This window comes from Atribacteraceae bacterium, from assembly GCA_035477455.1.
Classification (GTDB): Bacteria; Atribacterota; Atribacteria; order Atribacterales; family Atribacteraceae; genus DATIKP01.
On sequence record DATIKP010000059.1, the window covers coordinates 1 to 15,926 of the forward strand.

Genomic DNA, 15,926 nt, shown 5'->3' on the forward strand with positions numbered 1-15,926 from the left:
CCCCCTCGATCCCTCCGGCATGGGATGAGAGACGAGATAGGGCCAGCGGTCGGCGGTCTGGTTGGGCGATGATCTGGTCATGGGCCCGGCTTCCCGGGACCCGGGCGTTCCGGAAGGCATCGCCGATTTCCACACCCTTGACGGCGGGAATGCTCATCATCGCCTGGGCAATCCTTCCGTCGAGCCGTTCGGAGGCTTGTGCGTATCCACCCAAACCAGGCATCACCCCGAAGGCGGCGACCACGAACACCCCGCCCAGAGTCTCTCCCGCCGCGCGGGCTTGCTCGATCGATTCCGTCATTCTGACTTCAGCCGTGGGATCGTAGGTGCGTAGGGTCGATTGCGAGGCGCGGCTCACCCCCGTTTGAAAATCTTCAACCGGCGGGGCCGCCGTCTCCCCGACCGCTTCCACAAAACCCCCGACGATCACTCCAAAGCTGGCCAGAAAGAGTTTGGCCAGCGCTCCCGCGAAACAGCGACCAGCCGTCTCCCGGGCACTGCTCCTCTCGATAACGTTACGAATATCCCGGAAGCGGTATTTCAACATTCCACCCAAATCGGCATGTCCGGGTCGGGGGACGGTAATCTCCTGGTATCCATCCGGTATTGTCCCTTCCGGATCCATCCAGGAGATCCAATTTTGATAGTCACGATTCCTGATCAAGCCGACAATCGGACTCCCCAGGGTCATTCGCCAGCGGACCCCGCTGAGGATTTCCACCCGGTCCTGTTCGATGGCCATGCGCGGCCCGGAACCAGGTCCCTGCTGGCGGCGGGCGAGCTCGGCATCAATAAAGGCAAAATCGATCGCCAAGCCGGCTGGCAGCCCTGAAACAAGCGCAATGATCCCCTTCCCATGAGACTCACCCGCCGTACGGTATTCAAGCATTCCTATACCTCCTAAATCACATTGAAAAAACACCCGATTCGTGATTGAAAATTCTTATGCCCTTACCGGCTCAGACCCCGAAAAGCTAATTTTCTTTCCTGCCATTCCAGGTCCCTCCCAGACAATAAGTTCAGTCCTTATCTGGTATCCTGAATCGTCCTTTAATCTCCTTCGCCTTTTCGAGGAGGGCAATGAGCGCTGTTTCGTCGTTTTCTTGTAGGGTCTGGGCCAGGAGTCCGAGGTGGTGTTGGAAGGTAGCCAGAGCCTCGAGGATGTTTTCCCGGTTAGTCAGAAAGATATCCTTCCAGATTTCGGGTGACGATCCGGCGACTCGGGTCAGGTCGCGGAACGATGGGCCGGCGATACGCTCGATCTCGACAGTCAGAGGAGTGGTTCCAAAACAGAATGCGTTGGAAAGCAAATGGGGAAGATGGCTGACCAGAGCGCAGGCAAAGTCATGTTCCCGGGGGTGCAAAAAAAAACCCTTCCTCCCAGGAAAGTGGACACCCGGCGAGCCATCTCGGCAATCCGGTGGGGGGGTTTTTCCGGAGTGATTAGAATCGGCGCGTTACGGAACAAGGTCGCGCGGGCTTGCCCGATCCCGCCGATTTCTTTGCCGCACATGGGATGAAAGCCGGCATAGTTGATCCGGTCGGACAGCGGGCCGGTTTCCCGGAGAATCCATTCGCGGGAACTGGCCAGATCGAAAACAATGCTATGCGGTTTTAGAGTAGCGGCGGCCCGGGTGAGAACGTCCGGCACCGACCGTACCGGAACAGCCAGAAATAGAAGGTCAGAGGTTTCAGCGACTGCCTCCGGGGTCGGGCGGAGCTCCGCGACCGCCCCCCGCTCTTTGGCCAGGCGGGCGCTTTTCGGATCCCGGTCATGACCCAAGACAAGCGTCATTCCCGGCCACTCACTCATCGCCAAACCCAGGGAACCGCCCATCAAGCCCAGACCGATGATGCCTATAGTATGTTCCACGAACTCAGAGGGTCCTTTTGACCACCGCTGACAGTTCCTGCAGGGCTTCGATCAGGCGGGTGAACTGATCCGGACTTAAAGACTGTGGACCATCGGACAGTGCCTCCACCGGGTTGGGGTGAACTTCGACGATCAAGGCGTCGGCTCCAGCAACGACTGCAGCAAGACTCATCGGTTCCACCAATTCCGCCCACCCGGTCCCGTGGCTGGGATCGACCGCGACCGGCAGATGGCTCTTCTTTTTCAAAAGCGGCACACAACTCAGGTCCAGGGTATTACGGGTAGATGGTTCAAAAGTCCGGATCCCCCGTTCACAGAGCACCACCTGGTAGTTCCCCTGGGCCAGAATATATTCAGCCGACATCAGCAACTCATCAACGGTACTCATCATTCCCCGCTTGAGGATAACTGGCTTGCGCAATCGGCCTACCGCTTCGAGCAACCTGAAGTTCTGCATATTCCGGGTGCCGATCTGGATCATGTCCGCGTATTCGGACACCAAGGTCAGTTCCTCGATCCCCAGGGCTTCGGTCACGAAAGGCAATCCACTTTCTTCCCGGGCCCGGGCAAGGAAACGCAGGCCTTCTTCTCCCAGGCCCTGAAAGGCGTAAGGCGATGTGCGGGGTTTATAGGCGCCTCCCCGCAGGATATGGGCACCGGCCTCCTTCACCCGGATGGCGGTATCAATTATCTGCTCTTCCGATTCAACCGCACACGGTCCGGCAATGACTACCAACCGTTGCGGTCCGATCTCCACCGGGCCGACCCGGACGACGGTCGCCGAGTCACGAAATTCCCGGCTGGTCAGTTTATAAGGCGTCAGGATGGGGATGACTTTCTCCACAGCGGGGAGCACCCCGATTTTTTCTTCAAGGTCCACCCCCCGCTCATCCCCTATAGCCCCAACTATGGTCCGTTCAACTCCCTGAGAGATATGTACACCAAAACCCAGTCGTTTCAGGCGGCCGACCACCTCATTGAGATCTTCCTGACTTGCGCCGCTGCGCAGCACGATAATCATCGGTAAACTCCTTTCTCTCCAGTGAAAACAGGCTGTGAGGCTGTAGGCTTATAGGTAAAACAATGGCTTCTGCAATGGTTTTCCTGACCGCCTAACTGTCTCAACCCCTGACAATCTGCTTTAGTCAACCCTTACCCCTGTCCTCTCCCAGGCTTGGCGCTTCTTTCAATCTTTAATCCGGCATCGGGAAAATTGAAGCCGATTTATCGCCCTTATCGCTGTCGGCGGCGTACCGACTCACCGGACGAACGGTTTCTTTTTATTGCCGGGAAGGACTTCTCCCTGGGCGACTCCGGTTCTGTGCACCGGTTCGTTTCGCCGGACTGAGCACTGCGCAATTCCCCACAGGCCGCTTGAATATCCATACCCCGCGCTTTCCGGATGGTCACGGCGAAGTTCCGATCGGTGAGGATGCGGGCAAACGCCTGCACCCGGCTCATCAATGCGGGGAGCAAGGGGGAACCGGGGACTTGGTTTCCGGCGATCAGGTTCACATGCACGAGGCTATCCGGCAAAAGATCGGCCAGTTGCCGGGCATGGACCAGCAAATCATTGACTTCCCGCCACAGGGTATATTCGATGGTCGCCCGCCGTCCGGTCTCCTTAATATGGGCCTTGAGCGCCCTCATGACCGGCTGAATCGGGTACACCCGGTTGATGGGAACGAGCCTGTTCCGGAGGTGGTCGTTCGGGGCGTGCAGGGAGAGGGCCAGGTTCACCTGGTTCCATTCCCGGGCCAGTCGAACCATGGCTTCCGGAATTCCAATCGTCGATATGGTGATGTGCCGAACCCCGATACCCAACCCATCCGGAGAATTGATAACCCGCAAGGCGTGGGACAGGACCTCGTAATTGAGGAGTGGCTCGCCCATACCCATAAAAACCAGGTGAGTAATCTTAAGACCAGTATGCCGTTCGAGCAGCCAGACCTGCTCGACAATCTCCGACGAAGCGAGATTTCGGGAAAAACCGGACAGACCAGTCGCACAAAAGGGACACTGAACCGGACAGCCGGCCTGGACAGAGACACACAAGGTGATCCGATTCCGAGCTGGAATCAGAACCGATTCAATAGTCTCTCCATCAGAGAGTTGCAGCAAGTATTTACGGCACCCGTCCCGGGATACCTGTTCCCGGATTAGCCGGGAGAGCCCCAGAGAGAAGCGGCCAGCCAGGCCAGCGCGCAGCCGGCTGGAAAGATTGGACATCTCCTGAAAGGACAGCGCTTTTTTCCGATAGACCCAATCACAGATTTGTTTCGTCCGGAAGGCCGGCTCACCCCATTGCATACATGTGGTTCGCAGGTCATCCGGGAGTAATCCAACCAGGTTCGCTTTACTCATCGTGTTCCTTTCATAGAAACCATGACATCGCTCCGGCTCCGATACTGATGACCTGTCTCCAGTTCCCCGTACTCAAGGCTCTCACCAGGCACCCCTCGAGGCCCTTGATCAGCAGGCTGAATGGCGCCCACATTACAAATCCCGGATAGCATGATCAGCGAAAAAAGAGCCGATTCCTCCAGCCAGTGCTCCGGCCAGCGGACCAAAGCAAATGGCGACCGCATACCGCGCCGCTTCTCTCGCAGGTGGAAATGAACACGGGGAATATCGGAATCGGAACAAAACCAAGGTGGCGGCAAATACGACGGCAACACCCAGGGCGCCGGTGACAAGAACAATGATATCGATTCTGTTCATGGGCCGCTCCTGGAAAATCACGCCACGACAGTCTTTCCCTCTCTTGCTGTCACCGAATCCCCGCAGCGCAAGACCGCGAGGGAACCAGATTTTCGGTTACTGTGAACCCGGACTGGTTCTCTTTGGTAGAATCAGTGCAACCTATTTTACAATAGGAAAAAAGAAATTAAAATAGACGGTGAAAGGAAGTGACGGCAATGGATCGGTCGGAGAAAGAAACCTATAGGAGCGAACTGGTTCGCCTCCAGGAAAAAGCCTCGAAGCTCCTGGATGCGGAACGCAACTACACCCGGGAATTAAACCCCTTGAAAGAGTCCCGGGACACCGGGGACTACGGGAAGGCCACCGTCGACCTGGAAATGGACCTCCTGTCCCAAGAGGCAATCGGCCACATTCTCGCCCAAACTGAACAAGCGCTCAGGAAAATCGAATCCGGTACCTATGGTATCTGTGACCGTTGCAAACGGGAAATCCATCGGGGACGCCTGCGGGCGCTTCCCTATACTCCCTTGTGTGTGGAGTGTCAGGAAAAAATGGAAAGAGGTGGAGAAAAATAAAAGAGGGGAAACACCCTTTTCTCAAGCATTTCCCCCCTTCAGGCACAGGCGGTGGTCAGTCAAGTGTGAACCAGTTTCTCCAGGTTCTCCAACCGTTCTTCTAATACCAAGGGTACGGTATACTTGAGGTCTTTCGGATACTCCACTCCCCGATCGAGCACCCTTCGATGGAACTCGTTCACTCCAAATGATTCGATCAGATACCGAGTCGCCTCTTCCACGTCAAACGGCTTACAGGAAAATACATCCACGCTCAGGTAATTCCGGTCCGGAAAGGTATGTATGCTGATATGGCTTTCCGCGATAATCACGATTCCCGACACCCCGTTTTCCTGAGGCGCGTTGCCCCGGTAGCGAAAGACATAAGGAGGCGTGATTTTGGTCATGCCCATCCGACCCGGGCATTCATCCAGGAACGAACGGATCCTCTCCATATCGTTCAGGAGCGCTTGATCGGTGCTGTAACCATCGAGTACCAAATGAGTTCCGGCTTCGAAAACTTTGTTCATCGGGTGTCCCCCCTTTCGTATTTTCGGCGCAAAAAAAATCTACCCTAGGAAGCAGTCCCTTCCGGAGTAGATTGTTTTTGTAAAGAAACAGCCCCGGACCGCCAATTCAACAATCCGCGTTCCGTGACTATTGCCCTTACATGCGCAAACACCAGAAACCGAAAACGATGAACTTTTTCATCAGGTGCTCCCCACACGGACCTCAGGGCCCGTAGAATGATCGATGGGGGGCACTCACCCGCGGGGAAGGGGCAACTTCCCGCCTCGAGTGCACACGGGAGGACTCCCTTTGAGGCACCTTCTCAGGCGCCTTTTTTGTTTGCCCTCGTTCCACCCCCTGTAAAATTCTTACCTGAGATAGTATAGTGATTTTGAACCGGGTGTCAATGGAATAGCCGGCCTCACAGGAAAATTTTTATCATAAGTGCTCAAGGATTTCATAAACTCCCAATTTCCATACCTCCTCGATATTGACCAGGGCAATTCGTACCCCCCAGCCCTCTTCAACTTCCCTTCCATCCTCAATCTTCCGGGCGGTTTCCAGCGCTTCAAATATTACTTCCTCCCTCGTGACTTTGAGGAACCTAACGGAATTTATCTGATTTTCGACGACTTCGGTAACCTGCAAAAAAGGATCGAGGAAGGCGCGGAACTGCTCTTCAGTCGGGAAAAAAGCATATACTCCCGAGGTACGATTGAACTGAACATGGGGATAATGATAAAAAGGAAGAAGGGCTTCCACTTCATTGCTTTCCCAGGCGTTTTCAAAGCCACTGATCCACTGGAAGACTTCCGCCCGAATGCGTTGCTGCTCATCGGTAGGCGGCGGGGCCAGGTTGGCGCACCCGGCCATAATCACCATATATAATATGATAAGAACAGCCCACAGAGTTTTTCTCATCAGACAACCTCCCAGTCTTGGATAATTTTAATCAGTTAAAGCGTAAAGCACTGATAAAATCCGGATCCGGTTCGCCTCCCAATTCCTCGTATTTCCGGATATCCTCCCAGGCCAACCGGCGACGCTCCAGGGAAAAGTTGGCCAGCGCTCTTCCATAATAGGCCTGCCGGTAACGCGGATTGACCGCTATCGCCGTCGTGAAAAGATCGCGGGCTTTGCGGGCCTCACCCATGGAAAGATGGGTGAGGCCAAGGTTAAAGTAATAGCTCGGGTTCTCCGGGTCGATCGCCAGCGCTTTTTCGTAATCGTGGATCGCCCAGCGCCACCGTCCCAGCCGATTAAAGGTATTTCCCCGGTTGAACCAGGCGTCGGCAAATTCCGGGTCCAGTGTCAGCGCCCGGTCGAAGTCGGCGAGAGCGGCCGCGAATTGTCCTCCGGCAAAATAGGCGTTCCCCCGGTTGTTATAGGCGGCGGCCTGGGTGGGGTCGATCTCTAAGGAACGAGTGTAGTCGGTGATGGCCTGGGCGAACTCCCGCATTTCGCTGTGCGCCACCCCCCGCAAAAAATAAAGCTGGGCATCCGGCGGGCCGAGCGCCAGCGCCCGGTCGAAGTCGGCGAGAGCCCGGGGATACTCCCGCAGAGCCAGAAAAGCCGCCGCCCGGTTGACATAGGCGGCTCTGTCCTGGGGATGGAGGTCCAGGACCTTCGTGTAGTCGTCAACAGCGGCAGAAAACTCTCTTAAGGCCGCCTGGGAGGAACCCCGGAAAAAGTACAGGGCGGCTTCGTCCGGTCGTAGTTCGATGGCCCGGCTGTAGTCGGCGATGGCCTGAGTCAGTCTCCCCTGCTGGTGGTGCAAGTTGCCCCGGTTCCGGTAGATGTCCGGGTTCTCCGGGTCCAGTATCAGCGCCCGGTCGAAGTCGGCGAGAGCGGCCTCCGTCTCGTTCAGCCGAACGAGAAGAGAACTCCGGGCCAGCAGGGCTTCACCGTAGCGGGAATTCAAAATCAGGGCCTGCGTATAATCAGCGAGAGCCTGGTCGAAAAATTGCAACCCTTCATGACTTTTCCCCCGATAAAGGTAGGAGGCGGCGTCCTGCGTGTTCAGCTCTATCGCCCGGTCAAAATCATCTATAGCCTTCTGAAACTCCGCGAGGGCGAAATAACTCAACCCCCGGTAAAACAGGGAAACTCCATCCCCAACATCGACCTCCAGGGCCCGAGAAAAATCAGCGATGGCGTCCTGATGCCGGTCCATGCGGTAATAGGTAATTCCGCGTTTTTGAAAAGCAAGTCCCGATAAAGGATCGATGGCGATAGCCTGACTGAAGGCCTGGATCGCTCCGGCATAGTCCCCGCGAAAAAAGAACTGGTTACCGGTGGCCAGAGTCTCCCGGTAACTTTCAATCGCTCCGGCGGATAAGGATAAACCCGTCAAGATGATCACGGCTAACCCTACGGCCAGGAGGGGTTTTATCAAAACAGTTTTAATTTCCATAAAGATCAGCCCCGCAATCAATTCCAAGTGTAGACTCTATAGCCATACTGAGCCATATACTTTTATATAATAAAGTCATTTGACCTGTCAAGAAAGAAATGGTATTAACCCTCCCTCCTCCCTCCATCTTTCCGACCAGCAGGCAAAGAGTATGACTTTGGGGAAATCTAATTGTGCTTTGATCGTAGGCAGGATATGACTACCGCCTCTTATGCCGATTTACTCCGCCGGAGACAATATACCCAGATTCGATTCGCTTTCTCGACCGGACACACCGGTAAGGAGAAAGAGGATCAAATAAGAAAAGGGGGTTTGTATCATGCGGAAAATTCTTTTCTCAAGTGCGGTTATGGTTCTCGTGGTTTTTGTGTTGGCGGGTGCGGCTTTCGCCCTCCCGGTGGTCAACGAAGTGGAAATCGAGGATGTTGATATTCTCCAGATATCCACTCCGTCAGCAACGAATGACCAGGGTGTTGTCCAGGTTGCCCACGCCTACGGGATATGGGGTCAGATGGCGCTGAACAATAACGCTATCCCCCAGTGGAACATTCAAGATTCCACAAACAATGCCGCGATATTGGTGGACCAGGACGCCCCGGTCGGTGTGTCGGTGGAGGTTGATGGGTATGTAGGTGAGTATAATTACATCGAAGCTGGTCTGGAAGCTGATCTTTACGCTTGGTGGTGGTGGACAGCAGTAGGAGGCGGTTTAGACTTGGACGCCTATCTTTATTGGGGCTCTGGCATGGAGTGGGGCACCGAGATAGATGTCGATCTTGAACCCTTCGCAAACGAAGCCGAAATCGAGGATATTACCATTACGCAGACTAATTCTCCAACGGCCAGCAACTCCCAAGCCGTCAACCAGACCGCGGCGGCTGCTAACGGAGTCGCCATCAACAACAACTCCACCTCTCAGGCCAACATTCAGAATGCTGACAACAACGTTATGATCGGTGTCAATCAGGGTTTCACACCTGTGCCGTAGAACAGAATCCCTTGCGATTCAGGTCCCCTTTCCTGGGTCTCCCGGAAGGGGGACCTGTTTCCCGGATGTTCCAGTGAATGCTGCCTGAAAGAACCTGAAAGAACAGAAAAAGCGAACGGGAGGTGAAGATCATGAAAAGAGCAAAAATTGTGAGCACAGTGGTCGGAGTTTTTCTGATGGTGGCGGTCTTTCTGAGTGGACCGGCCCTGGCTCTGAACGTCTTATCGAGTATTCATCAGACCGGACTTAACCAGGCCACTATAAATCAGTTAGCGGAATCGACCGCCAACGGGCAATCGGTGGCCGTGGCCTGGAATCTGTCTCCTACGGTACAAACAACGATTCAGGTCGGACGGCTGTTCGCGCCCAATGTCAATAGCGGCGCTAATCTGACGGGACTTATCCACAATGAAGCAACAAGCAACGTATCCATGAATCAAACGGCGATCGCCACCGGCGGAATCGCCAACGTGGCCATCAATGTGGCCCCGATAGTGATCACTCACGTCCAGGTCGGTATCGCCGTGACTCCCACCATAAATTTCCAGGGGCAAAATGGGGGAGCCAGCACCACATTCCAGAACGATTCCCAGGTAAACCCTGGCGTCACCCAGAACGCCCAGGCCAGCGGCGGGTTAGTCAACATCGGCCTGAATCTCGGCCCTACAGTCGTGGTCAATCCGGCTCCGATCAACGTGAACATCAATCCCAATATCAATTTGCCCTAACGATGGGATGTGAAGGTCAATGAAAAGCATGCCGGTGTGGATTGTTTTTGTTAGTGTTCTCGTCTTGGTTGTGACCACTGGATGCCAGTCGCCGCAATCAGGTACGGGGTTTTCGCTCCCAGGGGGCAACAACGGCCGGGAGCAGCTGTTCCAAACCACTCCCGGCCAAACGATCCAGTCAACCAGCACTATTATGACTGAGCAGGTTTCCACAACATGTGTGAACGGTATCTGTGAATCCATCGTGGTTTCCCAGGAGATAACCACGATATGTATCGACGGGACTTGTGAAAACTATACCGAGGCATCGGTATCGAGATAGAGATAAAAGCAAACGATACCCGATGCCTGCAAATTATAAAGCGAGACAGATTGATTTTTAAGGAGTGAACAGTCATGCGGACAAAACTTTTCCTCATGGTATCGGTATCGATCGTTGCCGTTCTCTTCGCCTTGAGCGGCTGTGTACCAACCGGAACTTTCGGAGAGCCCGGCCGCCTCGCACTCGGTGGTCTCATAGCCGCTCCCGAGAGCTTATGTTATGTGGACTATACACCGAACCCGGCAATCCCCGCAGGTAATATGCCGCTTTCCAACGCCCAGGTATATTTCTACGGGGAAAACGGGGATAGGGCGGAAACAACAACAGACGCTATGGGAGCCTACCGGGTGACCGGCCTGAGAGACCAAGCCTATGTGCTCTATGCTCAAAAGGGAAATATCTGGATAAAAAAGGGGATCTTTCCGGTCACCGCAGACGCCGGTTTGGCGGATTACTATACCACCGCCCAGGTGATCATCTGGGAAGTGGCCGGCCTGCTCTATCCCGGCGAATTGACGATGCGGGACATCCCGGGGCTCGTTCCTCCGGAGGATCTGGTGGCTGCGGTACGGGCCGCCCTGGCGGATTGCCGGGACGCTCAAACCGATCCCGAGGTCCTGGCTATTGTCCGGTCGCTCCTGCGGGGTCTCTTCGGAGCTCCGGGAGCCGATATACCCGATGACGGAAACGATGTCCCCCCAGGACCTGAACCGACGATTCCACCAATTCCACCAATCGATCCTTTGCCAACCCCTCCTGGACCACCCAGCCCTCCTGGACCACCCAGCCCTCCTGGACCACCATTCCCGCCGGATCCACCATTGTCTCCGGAAGTCTGAACAAGAAGTCCAGTAAAACCATACGAAACGAAAAACGGGTTGCTCTTGGAGCAACCCGTTTTTCGTTCTCCGGGGATGTGACAATGTCTATCTCCCCTTATCCCCCACTACCAGCGCTATTCTCATGCGCCCGGCGTATCGCCTGATAAACCTCGTCCAGGTGACTTCCTTTCACCAGGTAAGCATAGGCCCCCCGGTGCAGTGCTTTCTTCCTGAAATCTTCGTAAACACTGAAAATAATCACCGGCAAAGCCGGATAACGCTCCTTGATTTTTCCCAGGAGGGTGATGCCGTCCATATCCGGAAGCATCAAGTCCAAAATGACCACATCAGGCTGGGTGTTTTCGATGAGAGCAAGAGTACCGTGAGCCCGTTGACTGGTACCCACCACCTCCATGTCTTTTTTCAAATGGAGGATGAAGACCAGGCTTTCTAAAAATATCTTGTTGTCATCGATCAATACCAGGCGGATCTTTCGCTTTTTTCCCGCTTTCTTCCGCTCCTCCTCCTGGCGATCCGACCCATGCCAGGCATACTGGAAAGTGCCGATCGGATCAAAACGGCCGCCGCGCGAGAAGGGGTTGGCAAACAACCGAAAGTTGCTATGGTTTTGGGGCTTATATGAGGTTTTAATCGGCGGTTGTAACGTCCGGCCGCAGCTGTCCGGAAGCAGGAAATCCGGGATAGGGTTCATGGTCATCGCGCTCCATAACAGTTCCTCATGATGAATTCAGCTCAGTTCTCAGTATAAACTGAAAGTCGATGCCGGGCAATCAGCCCGGGAACCTAACCAGGAGCGCGGAAAGTCATAATTATTTCGCAGAAAAAGGATCAAAAGTCATGCTGTTTACTCTTCAGCGAGAAAACCTTCCCGGATGGCGAAGACGATGAGCTTCATCCGGTCGTCGACCTCGAGCTTGTCCATGAGGTGGGAGATATAGTTCTTAACGGTTTTCTCGCTGATAAAGAGGTCTTCGGCAATGGATTGGTTATTCTGGCCGCCGGCGACTTTTTTCAATACTTCCGTTTCCCGGGGACCGAGCCGTTCCAAGAGGGGTGAAGGAGAAGTCCTTTTTTTCTGGAGCCCTTGAATCTCCTTGATGACCTTCGGAGCGATCTCAGGCCCGATCACGATATCTCCTTCCAGAACAGCGAAAATACAGGTCATAATGTTGTTGAAGGACGCGCTTTTCAGAAGGTAACCGTGAGCGCCGACCGAAATCGCCTTGATCACTGTTTCTCGGGTATTGTCGACGGTGAGCATGAGCACTTTCATCCCAGGAACCTCAGAGATGATGCGCCGGGCTAAATCCACCCCGTCCATATCCGGAAGATTGATATCGATCAAGGACAGGTGCGGTTTCGCCTGGGGAATACCCTTCAGGGCCTCACCGGCGTTTTGGTACACCCGGCAATCCTGAAATCCTCCCTTGAATTCCAGAAGATTTTTCAAACCCTCCCCGAACAAAGGGTGATCGTCCACGATGGACAACCTGATGGTTTTTGGATCGATCGGGTGGCTGCTGTTCATATGAGAGGCAGTCCGATCTTGATCGTCGTTCCCCGATCGACAACGGAAGCGATGCGGATAAGGCCCCGGTGGTTTTTGACCCGCTCTTCCATTCCCAATAACCCATAACAGGGTTTGGTGGCGCGAACTTGTTCCATATCGAACCCCTTTCCATTGTCTTTGACCAGAAGATAGATCCACCCACTCAACTGACAGATTTTCACCCGTAAGCGGGTGGCCCCGGAATGCTTTCCGGCGTTGACGATAATCTCCCTTAAAATGTTCATCACCGTCCTTTTCAGGGCAACCGGGAGACGGCTCTCATTGATGGTGGTATGGAATGTATAATCCAACGGTTTTCCCCTTGACCAGTTCCGCAGTGTTTTTTCCATCATTTCTTTGATCTGTCCCGGTGACGATTCGCCTTTCCGCAAGCTGGACAGGATCTGGCGTGATTCTTCGATGCATGCGGTCAATGTTCGGATAAACCGGTCGGAAAAAACCTCAACGGGAAGCATTCCCTCTTGCCGGGAGGCGACTTCAGAGAGGTATTCGGCCTGCATGCGCAGGGAAATCAGGCTCTGGGTCAATCCATCGTGGATCTCCCGGGCCAGGCTGACCCGTTCCTGCAAGGCGGTCAGGCGCTCGTTGCGCTGCAACAAGCGGATATTCTCAAGAATCCCTTCGGCCAGATTGACCACCACCTGGAGGCTGAGAAAAGTCATTTCATCGGGATGAAGAGGGGTCAGCAGGAGGAGGGTTCCCCAGTGCCGGTGAATATCGTAGGAAGGAATCGGACAGGCAATGATGAACTGATCCTGGAAGTCGCGGAACAAAGCGGAAAAAACCGGCGAGGGATCGAGAATCCGGATCGACGAAGTGTCTTTGCCGGCCCGGAGGGCCTCCATGACCGCCCTTTTCTCCTCCACTGAGAGATCGATCCCTTCCCGGGTGGTCGCGGTGGTGATCCGGAGATGGCGATAGGTCGTCTGTCTGATGATAAGCGCCTGGGTCGCTTCCGCAACCGTAGAGGCCGCCTGGAGGATCCCGGTGTAGGCCTTATCAAAACTCGTGGTCACCTTGATATTCTGATAGACGCGGGATGCGGAGTTTAGGGTTTCGATGGTTTTTTCCCGGATCCTTCGCAGCTTCATCTCTTCGATGATGATAGCGATCTGTGTGGCGACGACCTCCAGGAGGGGAAGCTGAGAATCTTCAAAGTTCCCCTTCCGCTTGTTCAGAGTCATGACCCCAACGGTACTCCCGGCCGCCGGATCGCGGAGCGGAAGACAACACGAACAGCGGTCCCGGGAGCGGCGATAGGCGAGGTCGATCGGCGGCGGATGCGCTTCATCGATAAGGAGCGCTGTTTTGGTACGGATCACGTATTCCGCGATTCCCCCATTCAGGGGAAGGCAGTAATTATCTCCTATCTTCTTGGACAACCCGATCTGAGCCAGCACCCGCATAAGCTGATTCCCTTCGCTGGTCACGGCGATCATACCGGTTTCCGCCTGAAAAGCCCGTAAAGCCAGCTTGAGAAGATCCAGAATGAGTTTTTTCCGAAAATTGTCAGGAAGGATCGGACAATTACGCATCAGCTTCACCGTATTTCATTATAGCATAGAGCTAACGGAAGTATGGGAAAATCTGGGGAAGTCACAACTTTCTCTCCCAAAAAACCGTGGCGATAATTGTGACTTTCGGGAGAGGAAACAGGAGTATGGTCCCATAGTCACCCATGGAAAACCACTCTACAATAACGCTATGCAAGAAAATACCGTTCCCCGAAGGGGTTGATGAGCATGAAAAAAACCACATTTCTCCTCGTCTTTACCGGCTCCCTTTTATTGACGATCTTCACCGGCTGCGTGCCCTCCCCATCCACAATCGGTGAACCCGGCCTTGCGGAGACGGGAATCAAAGGTTATGTGATGCTACCGTTAAACGAATGTCTGGTCCCGGAACTAACGAAGGAAAACCAGCCGGACAACTTTCCCCTGGGAAATGCCACTGTTTACCTGGTCGGGAATAACGGAGATCAGCAACAAGTCACTACCGACGGAGATGGATTTTTCGAGGTCAGCGGATTAAAAGACGACTCCTACCTGGTCTACGCAAATTTGGGAAACGCCTGGCTAGCCAAGGGGGTTTCCTCACTTGGGCGGGGACACATGAACGACATCGGAGAATTGAATGTCGAGTCTACCGCTCAGGTCGTTCTTTTTGATATCAGCAATCAGCTCTATCCCGGCTCTCTTTCCATTCCGGACATCCATTTTCTCCAACCAAGCCGCAATATGATCGAACGGACGGCTTTCCTCCTAAGCAATTGCCAGAACCCCCTGGAGGACGAACGGGTATCCCGTATGGCCCGCACCTTTGCCCGGGTCAATTTCGGTTCATCGGTTCAGGGTTGGCGGTTGGACCAGGGAGACCACCTGATCATCGTTCCCCTGGCTGAATCACCCTTTGAATTTGAAGAACCTTCCATAGTCGAGGCCCTCGCCATCTGGATCGCAAACGGGGTCCCGGTTCAGAGCTGGAATGTTCTGTTGAACATGATGATCGACAACCCGAATAGTATCCCCTTTCAATACACGACACAGGTGACCCAGCACTACAACATCCTGATGTCCCAGCAAGCCTTCACCGAGATCGCCTTAGAAAGCGGCTGGGGTGCTGTCGATGCCGATGTTCTCAGTGAACTGAATCTGTCCATCAATACCCTGACGACTCACCAGGCCGGCGGAAGCTGGTCACCGTTTGTCACGGTCGACTGGGGATGGGCGCCGAACTCCGCAACATCGCAGTGGACCTCCTTGGGCGGACAACTCGCTTTCAGTGGAGCTCTCGCTACTCAATTTCAAATTCCCGACGGCATCATCTTTGACCCGAACTTCACCGGAGGAAGCGACGACCCGCTGGGAATCGTGAACATCGACTTCGACAGCCTGGCGCTTCAGATCATCAACTATCTCCTGGGCGGGCAAATCAACGAGGTCCTGGAAATCGAAACGGAGATCATCGCCGGAACTTTGAAAGGATTCGTTAAAACCACATTCCAGGTGTATATACACTCTCCCTACGGGCAACTTTATGATCAGGCGGAGGGAACGGTCCAAAACAACAGCAGCTTGGCCTCCTCCCAATGAGGCGGCGATAGGCCGGCGGGACCGGCGGGGATCCCGGGCCGTGCGGTGAAGTCTGTCTCCAGGGGGTGGCCGTTCAGCTTCATCCATCCCCGCTCCAGGGGGTCCACCTGCCAGCCGTAGTGGCGGGTCAGAGCTTCGCTGACCTACCAGCATGGCGATATCCTCGATGTCTCCCCCCGATACTTTCACTCAGCCCCCCCCTCTTCTGTAGCTTGAGTAACGCGTGCTCGGTACGGGGCTGAACTCTTGCCAGATCCTCGACCCGCAGTTCCGTGCGTTGCTGGATTTGGGCCAGTTCCTTTTGCGCCTGCGCCAACTCCGCCACAATCCC

General features: G+C 54.6%; 18 protein-coding genes. 6 read left to right on the forward strand and 12 right to left on the reverse strand.

All coding sequences use genetic code 11. The features are described 5' to 3' along the window. The 6 genes from aroC to VLH40_03320 form a co-directional block, all read right to left on the reverse strand. A partial coding sequence (aroC, locus tag VLH40_03295; GenBank protein HSV31034.1) for a chorismate synthase occupies positions 1-889 on the reverse strand: 889 nt, incomplete at its 3' end. 130 nt (positions 890-1,019) lie between these two features. Beyond that, the gene (locus tag VLH40_03300; GenBank protein HSV31035.1) at positions 1,020-1,310 is read right to left on the reverse strand and encodes a prephenate dehydrogenase dimerization domain-containing protein; all 291 of its coding nucleotides are present in this window, start codon (positions 1,308-1,310) and stop codon (positions 1,020-1,022) included. Continuing rightward, on the reverse strand, positions 1,271-1,873 hold the full coding sequence (locus VLH40_03305; protein ID HSV31036.1) for a prephenate dehydrogenase/arogenate dehydrogenase family protein: 603 nt from the start codon (positions 1,871-1,873) through the stop codon (positions 1,271-1,273). Before VLH40_03305 ends, VLH40_03300 begins: the two co-directional genes overlap by 40 nt. A gap of 4 nt (positions 1,874-1,877) precedes the next feature. Continuing rightward, positions 1,878-2,894 carry a 3-deoxy-7-phosphoheptulonate synthase gene (gene aroF, locus VLH40_03310; protein ID HSV31037.1) on the reverse strand — a complete coding sequence of 339 codons (1,017 nt, stop codon included), beginning with the start codon at positions 2,892-2,894 and terminating at the stop codon, positions 1,878-1,880. A gap of 212 nt (positions 2,895-3,106) precedes the next feature. After that, positions 3,107-4,237, reverse strand: a complete 1,131-nt coding sequence (gene rlmN, locus VLH40_03315) for a 23S rRNA (adenine(2503)-C(2))-methyltransferase RlmN (GenBank protein HSV31038.1) — start codon at positions 4,235-4,237, stop codon at positions 3,107-3,109. A gap of 132 nt (positions 4,238-4,369) precedes the next feature. Next, the gene (locus VLH40_03320) at positions 4,370-4,594 is read right to left on the reverse strand and encodes an ECF transporter S component (protein ID HSV31039.1); all 225 of its coding nucleotides are present in this window, start codon (positions 4,592-4,594) and stop codon (positions 4,370-4,372) included. Positions 4,595-4,791: 197 nt separating this feature from the next. On the opposite strand from VLH40_03320, the gene VLH40_03325 reads away from it, so the two are divergent. After that, positions 4,792-5,151, forward strand: coding sequence for a TraR/DksA family transcriptional regulator (locus VLH40_03325; protein HSV31040.1), 360 nt, complete (start codon positions 4,792-4,794; stop codon positions 5,149-5,151). Between the two features lie 59 nt (positions 5,152-5,210). Here VLH40_03325 and speD read toward each other — a convergent pair whose 3' ends face one another. From speD to VLH40_03340, 3 genes are all read right to left on the reverse strand, one after another. After that, entirely contained in the window at positions 5,211-5,660 is a 450-nt protein-coding gene (gene speD, locus VLH40_03330) for an adenosylmethionine decarboxylase (protein HSV31041.1), read from the reverse strand. Positions 5,661-6,078: 418 nt separating this feature from the next. Then, positions 6,079-6,561, reverse strand: coding sequence for a hypothetical protein (locus VLH40_03335; GenBank protein HSV31042.1), 483 nt, complete (start codon positions 6,559-6,561; stop codon positions 6,079-6,081). A 31-nt stretch (positions 6,562-6,592) separates the two neighbouring features. After that, positions 6,593-8,053 carry a tetratricopeptide repeat protein gene (locus tag VLH40_03340; GenBank protein HSV31043.1) on the reverse strand — a complete coding sequence of 487 codons (1,461 nt, stop codon included), beginning with the start codon at positions 8,051-8,053 and terminating at the stop codon, positions 6,593-6,595. A gap of 319 nt (positions 8,054-8,372) precedes the next feature. On the opposite strand from VLH40_03340, the gene VLH40_03345 reads away from it, so the two are divergent. The 4 genes from VLH40_03345 to VLH40_03360 all read left to right on the forward strand — a co-directional run bounded on the left by VLH40_03345 (position 8,373) and on the right by VLH40_03360 (position 10,930). Continuing rightward, positions 8,373-9,041, forward strand: a complete 669-nt coding sequence (locus VLH40_03345; protein ID HSV31044.1) for a hypothetical protein — start codon at positions 8,373-8,375, stop codon at positions 9,039-9,041. 131 nt (positions 9,042-9,172) lie between these two features. Continuing rightward, positions 9,173-9,769 (forward strand): hypothetical protein, encoded by a 597-nt coding sequence (locus tag VLH40_03350; protein ID HSV31045.1) that lies wholly within the window; start codon positions 9,173-9,175, stop codon positions 9,767-9,769. Between the two features lie 19 nt (positions 9,770-9,788). Beyond that, the gene (locus tag VLH40_03355; GenBank protein HSV31046.1) at positions 9,789-10,091 is read left to right on the forward strand and encodes a hypothetical protein; all 303 of its coding nucleotides are present in this window, start codon (positions 9,789-9,791) and stop codon (positions 10,089-10,091) included. A gap of 74 nt (positions 10,092-10,165) precedes the next feature. Then, positions 10,166-10,930: a hypothetical protein gene (locus tag VLH40_03360; protein HSV31047.1), complete on the forward strand. Its 765-nt coding sequence runs from the start codon at positions 10,166-10,168 to the stop codon at positions 10,928-10,930. A 97-nt stretch (positions 10,931-11,027) separates the two neighbouring features. Here VLH40_03360 and VLH40_03365 read toward each other — a convergent pair whose 3' ends face one another. The 3 genes from VLH40_03365 to VLH40_03375 form a co-directional block, all read right to left on the reverse strand. Then, positions 11,028-11,624, reverse strand: coding sequence for a response regulator transcription factor (locus tag VLH40_03365; GenBank protein ID HSV31048.1), 597 nt, complete (start codon positions 11,622-11,624; stop codon positions 11,028-11,030). 153 nt (positions 11,625-11,777) lie between these two features. Next, positions 11,778-12,461 (reverse strand): response regulator transcription factor, encoded by a 684-nt coding sequence (locus VLH40_03370; protein ID HSV31049.1) that lies wholly within the window; start codon positions 12,459-12,461, stop codon positions 11,778-11,780. Then, a complete protein-coding gene (locus VLH40_03375) occupies positions 12,458-14,038 on the reverse strand; it encodes a GAF domain-containing protein (GenBank protein HSV31050.1) in 1,581 nt (526 codons plus the stop codon). The genes VLH40_03370 and VLH40_03375 overlap by 4 nt, the downstream gene beginning before the upstream one ends. A gap of 207 nt (positions 14,039-14,245) precedes the next feature. On the opposite strand from VLH40_03375, the gene VLH40_03380 reads away from it, so the two are divergent. After that, entirely contained in the window at positions 14,246-15,595 is a 1,350-nt protein-coding gene (locus VLH40_03380; GenBank protein ID HSV31051.1) for a carboxypeptidase-like regulatory domain-containing protein, read from the forward strand. The last annotated feature ends 331 nt before the right edge of the window (positions 15,596-15,926 follow it).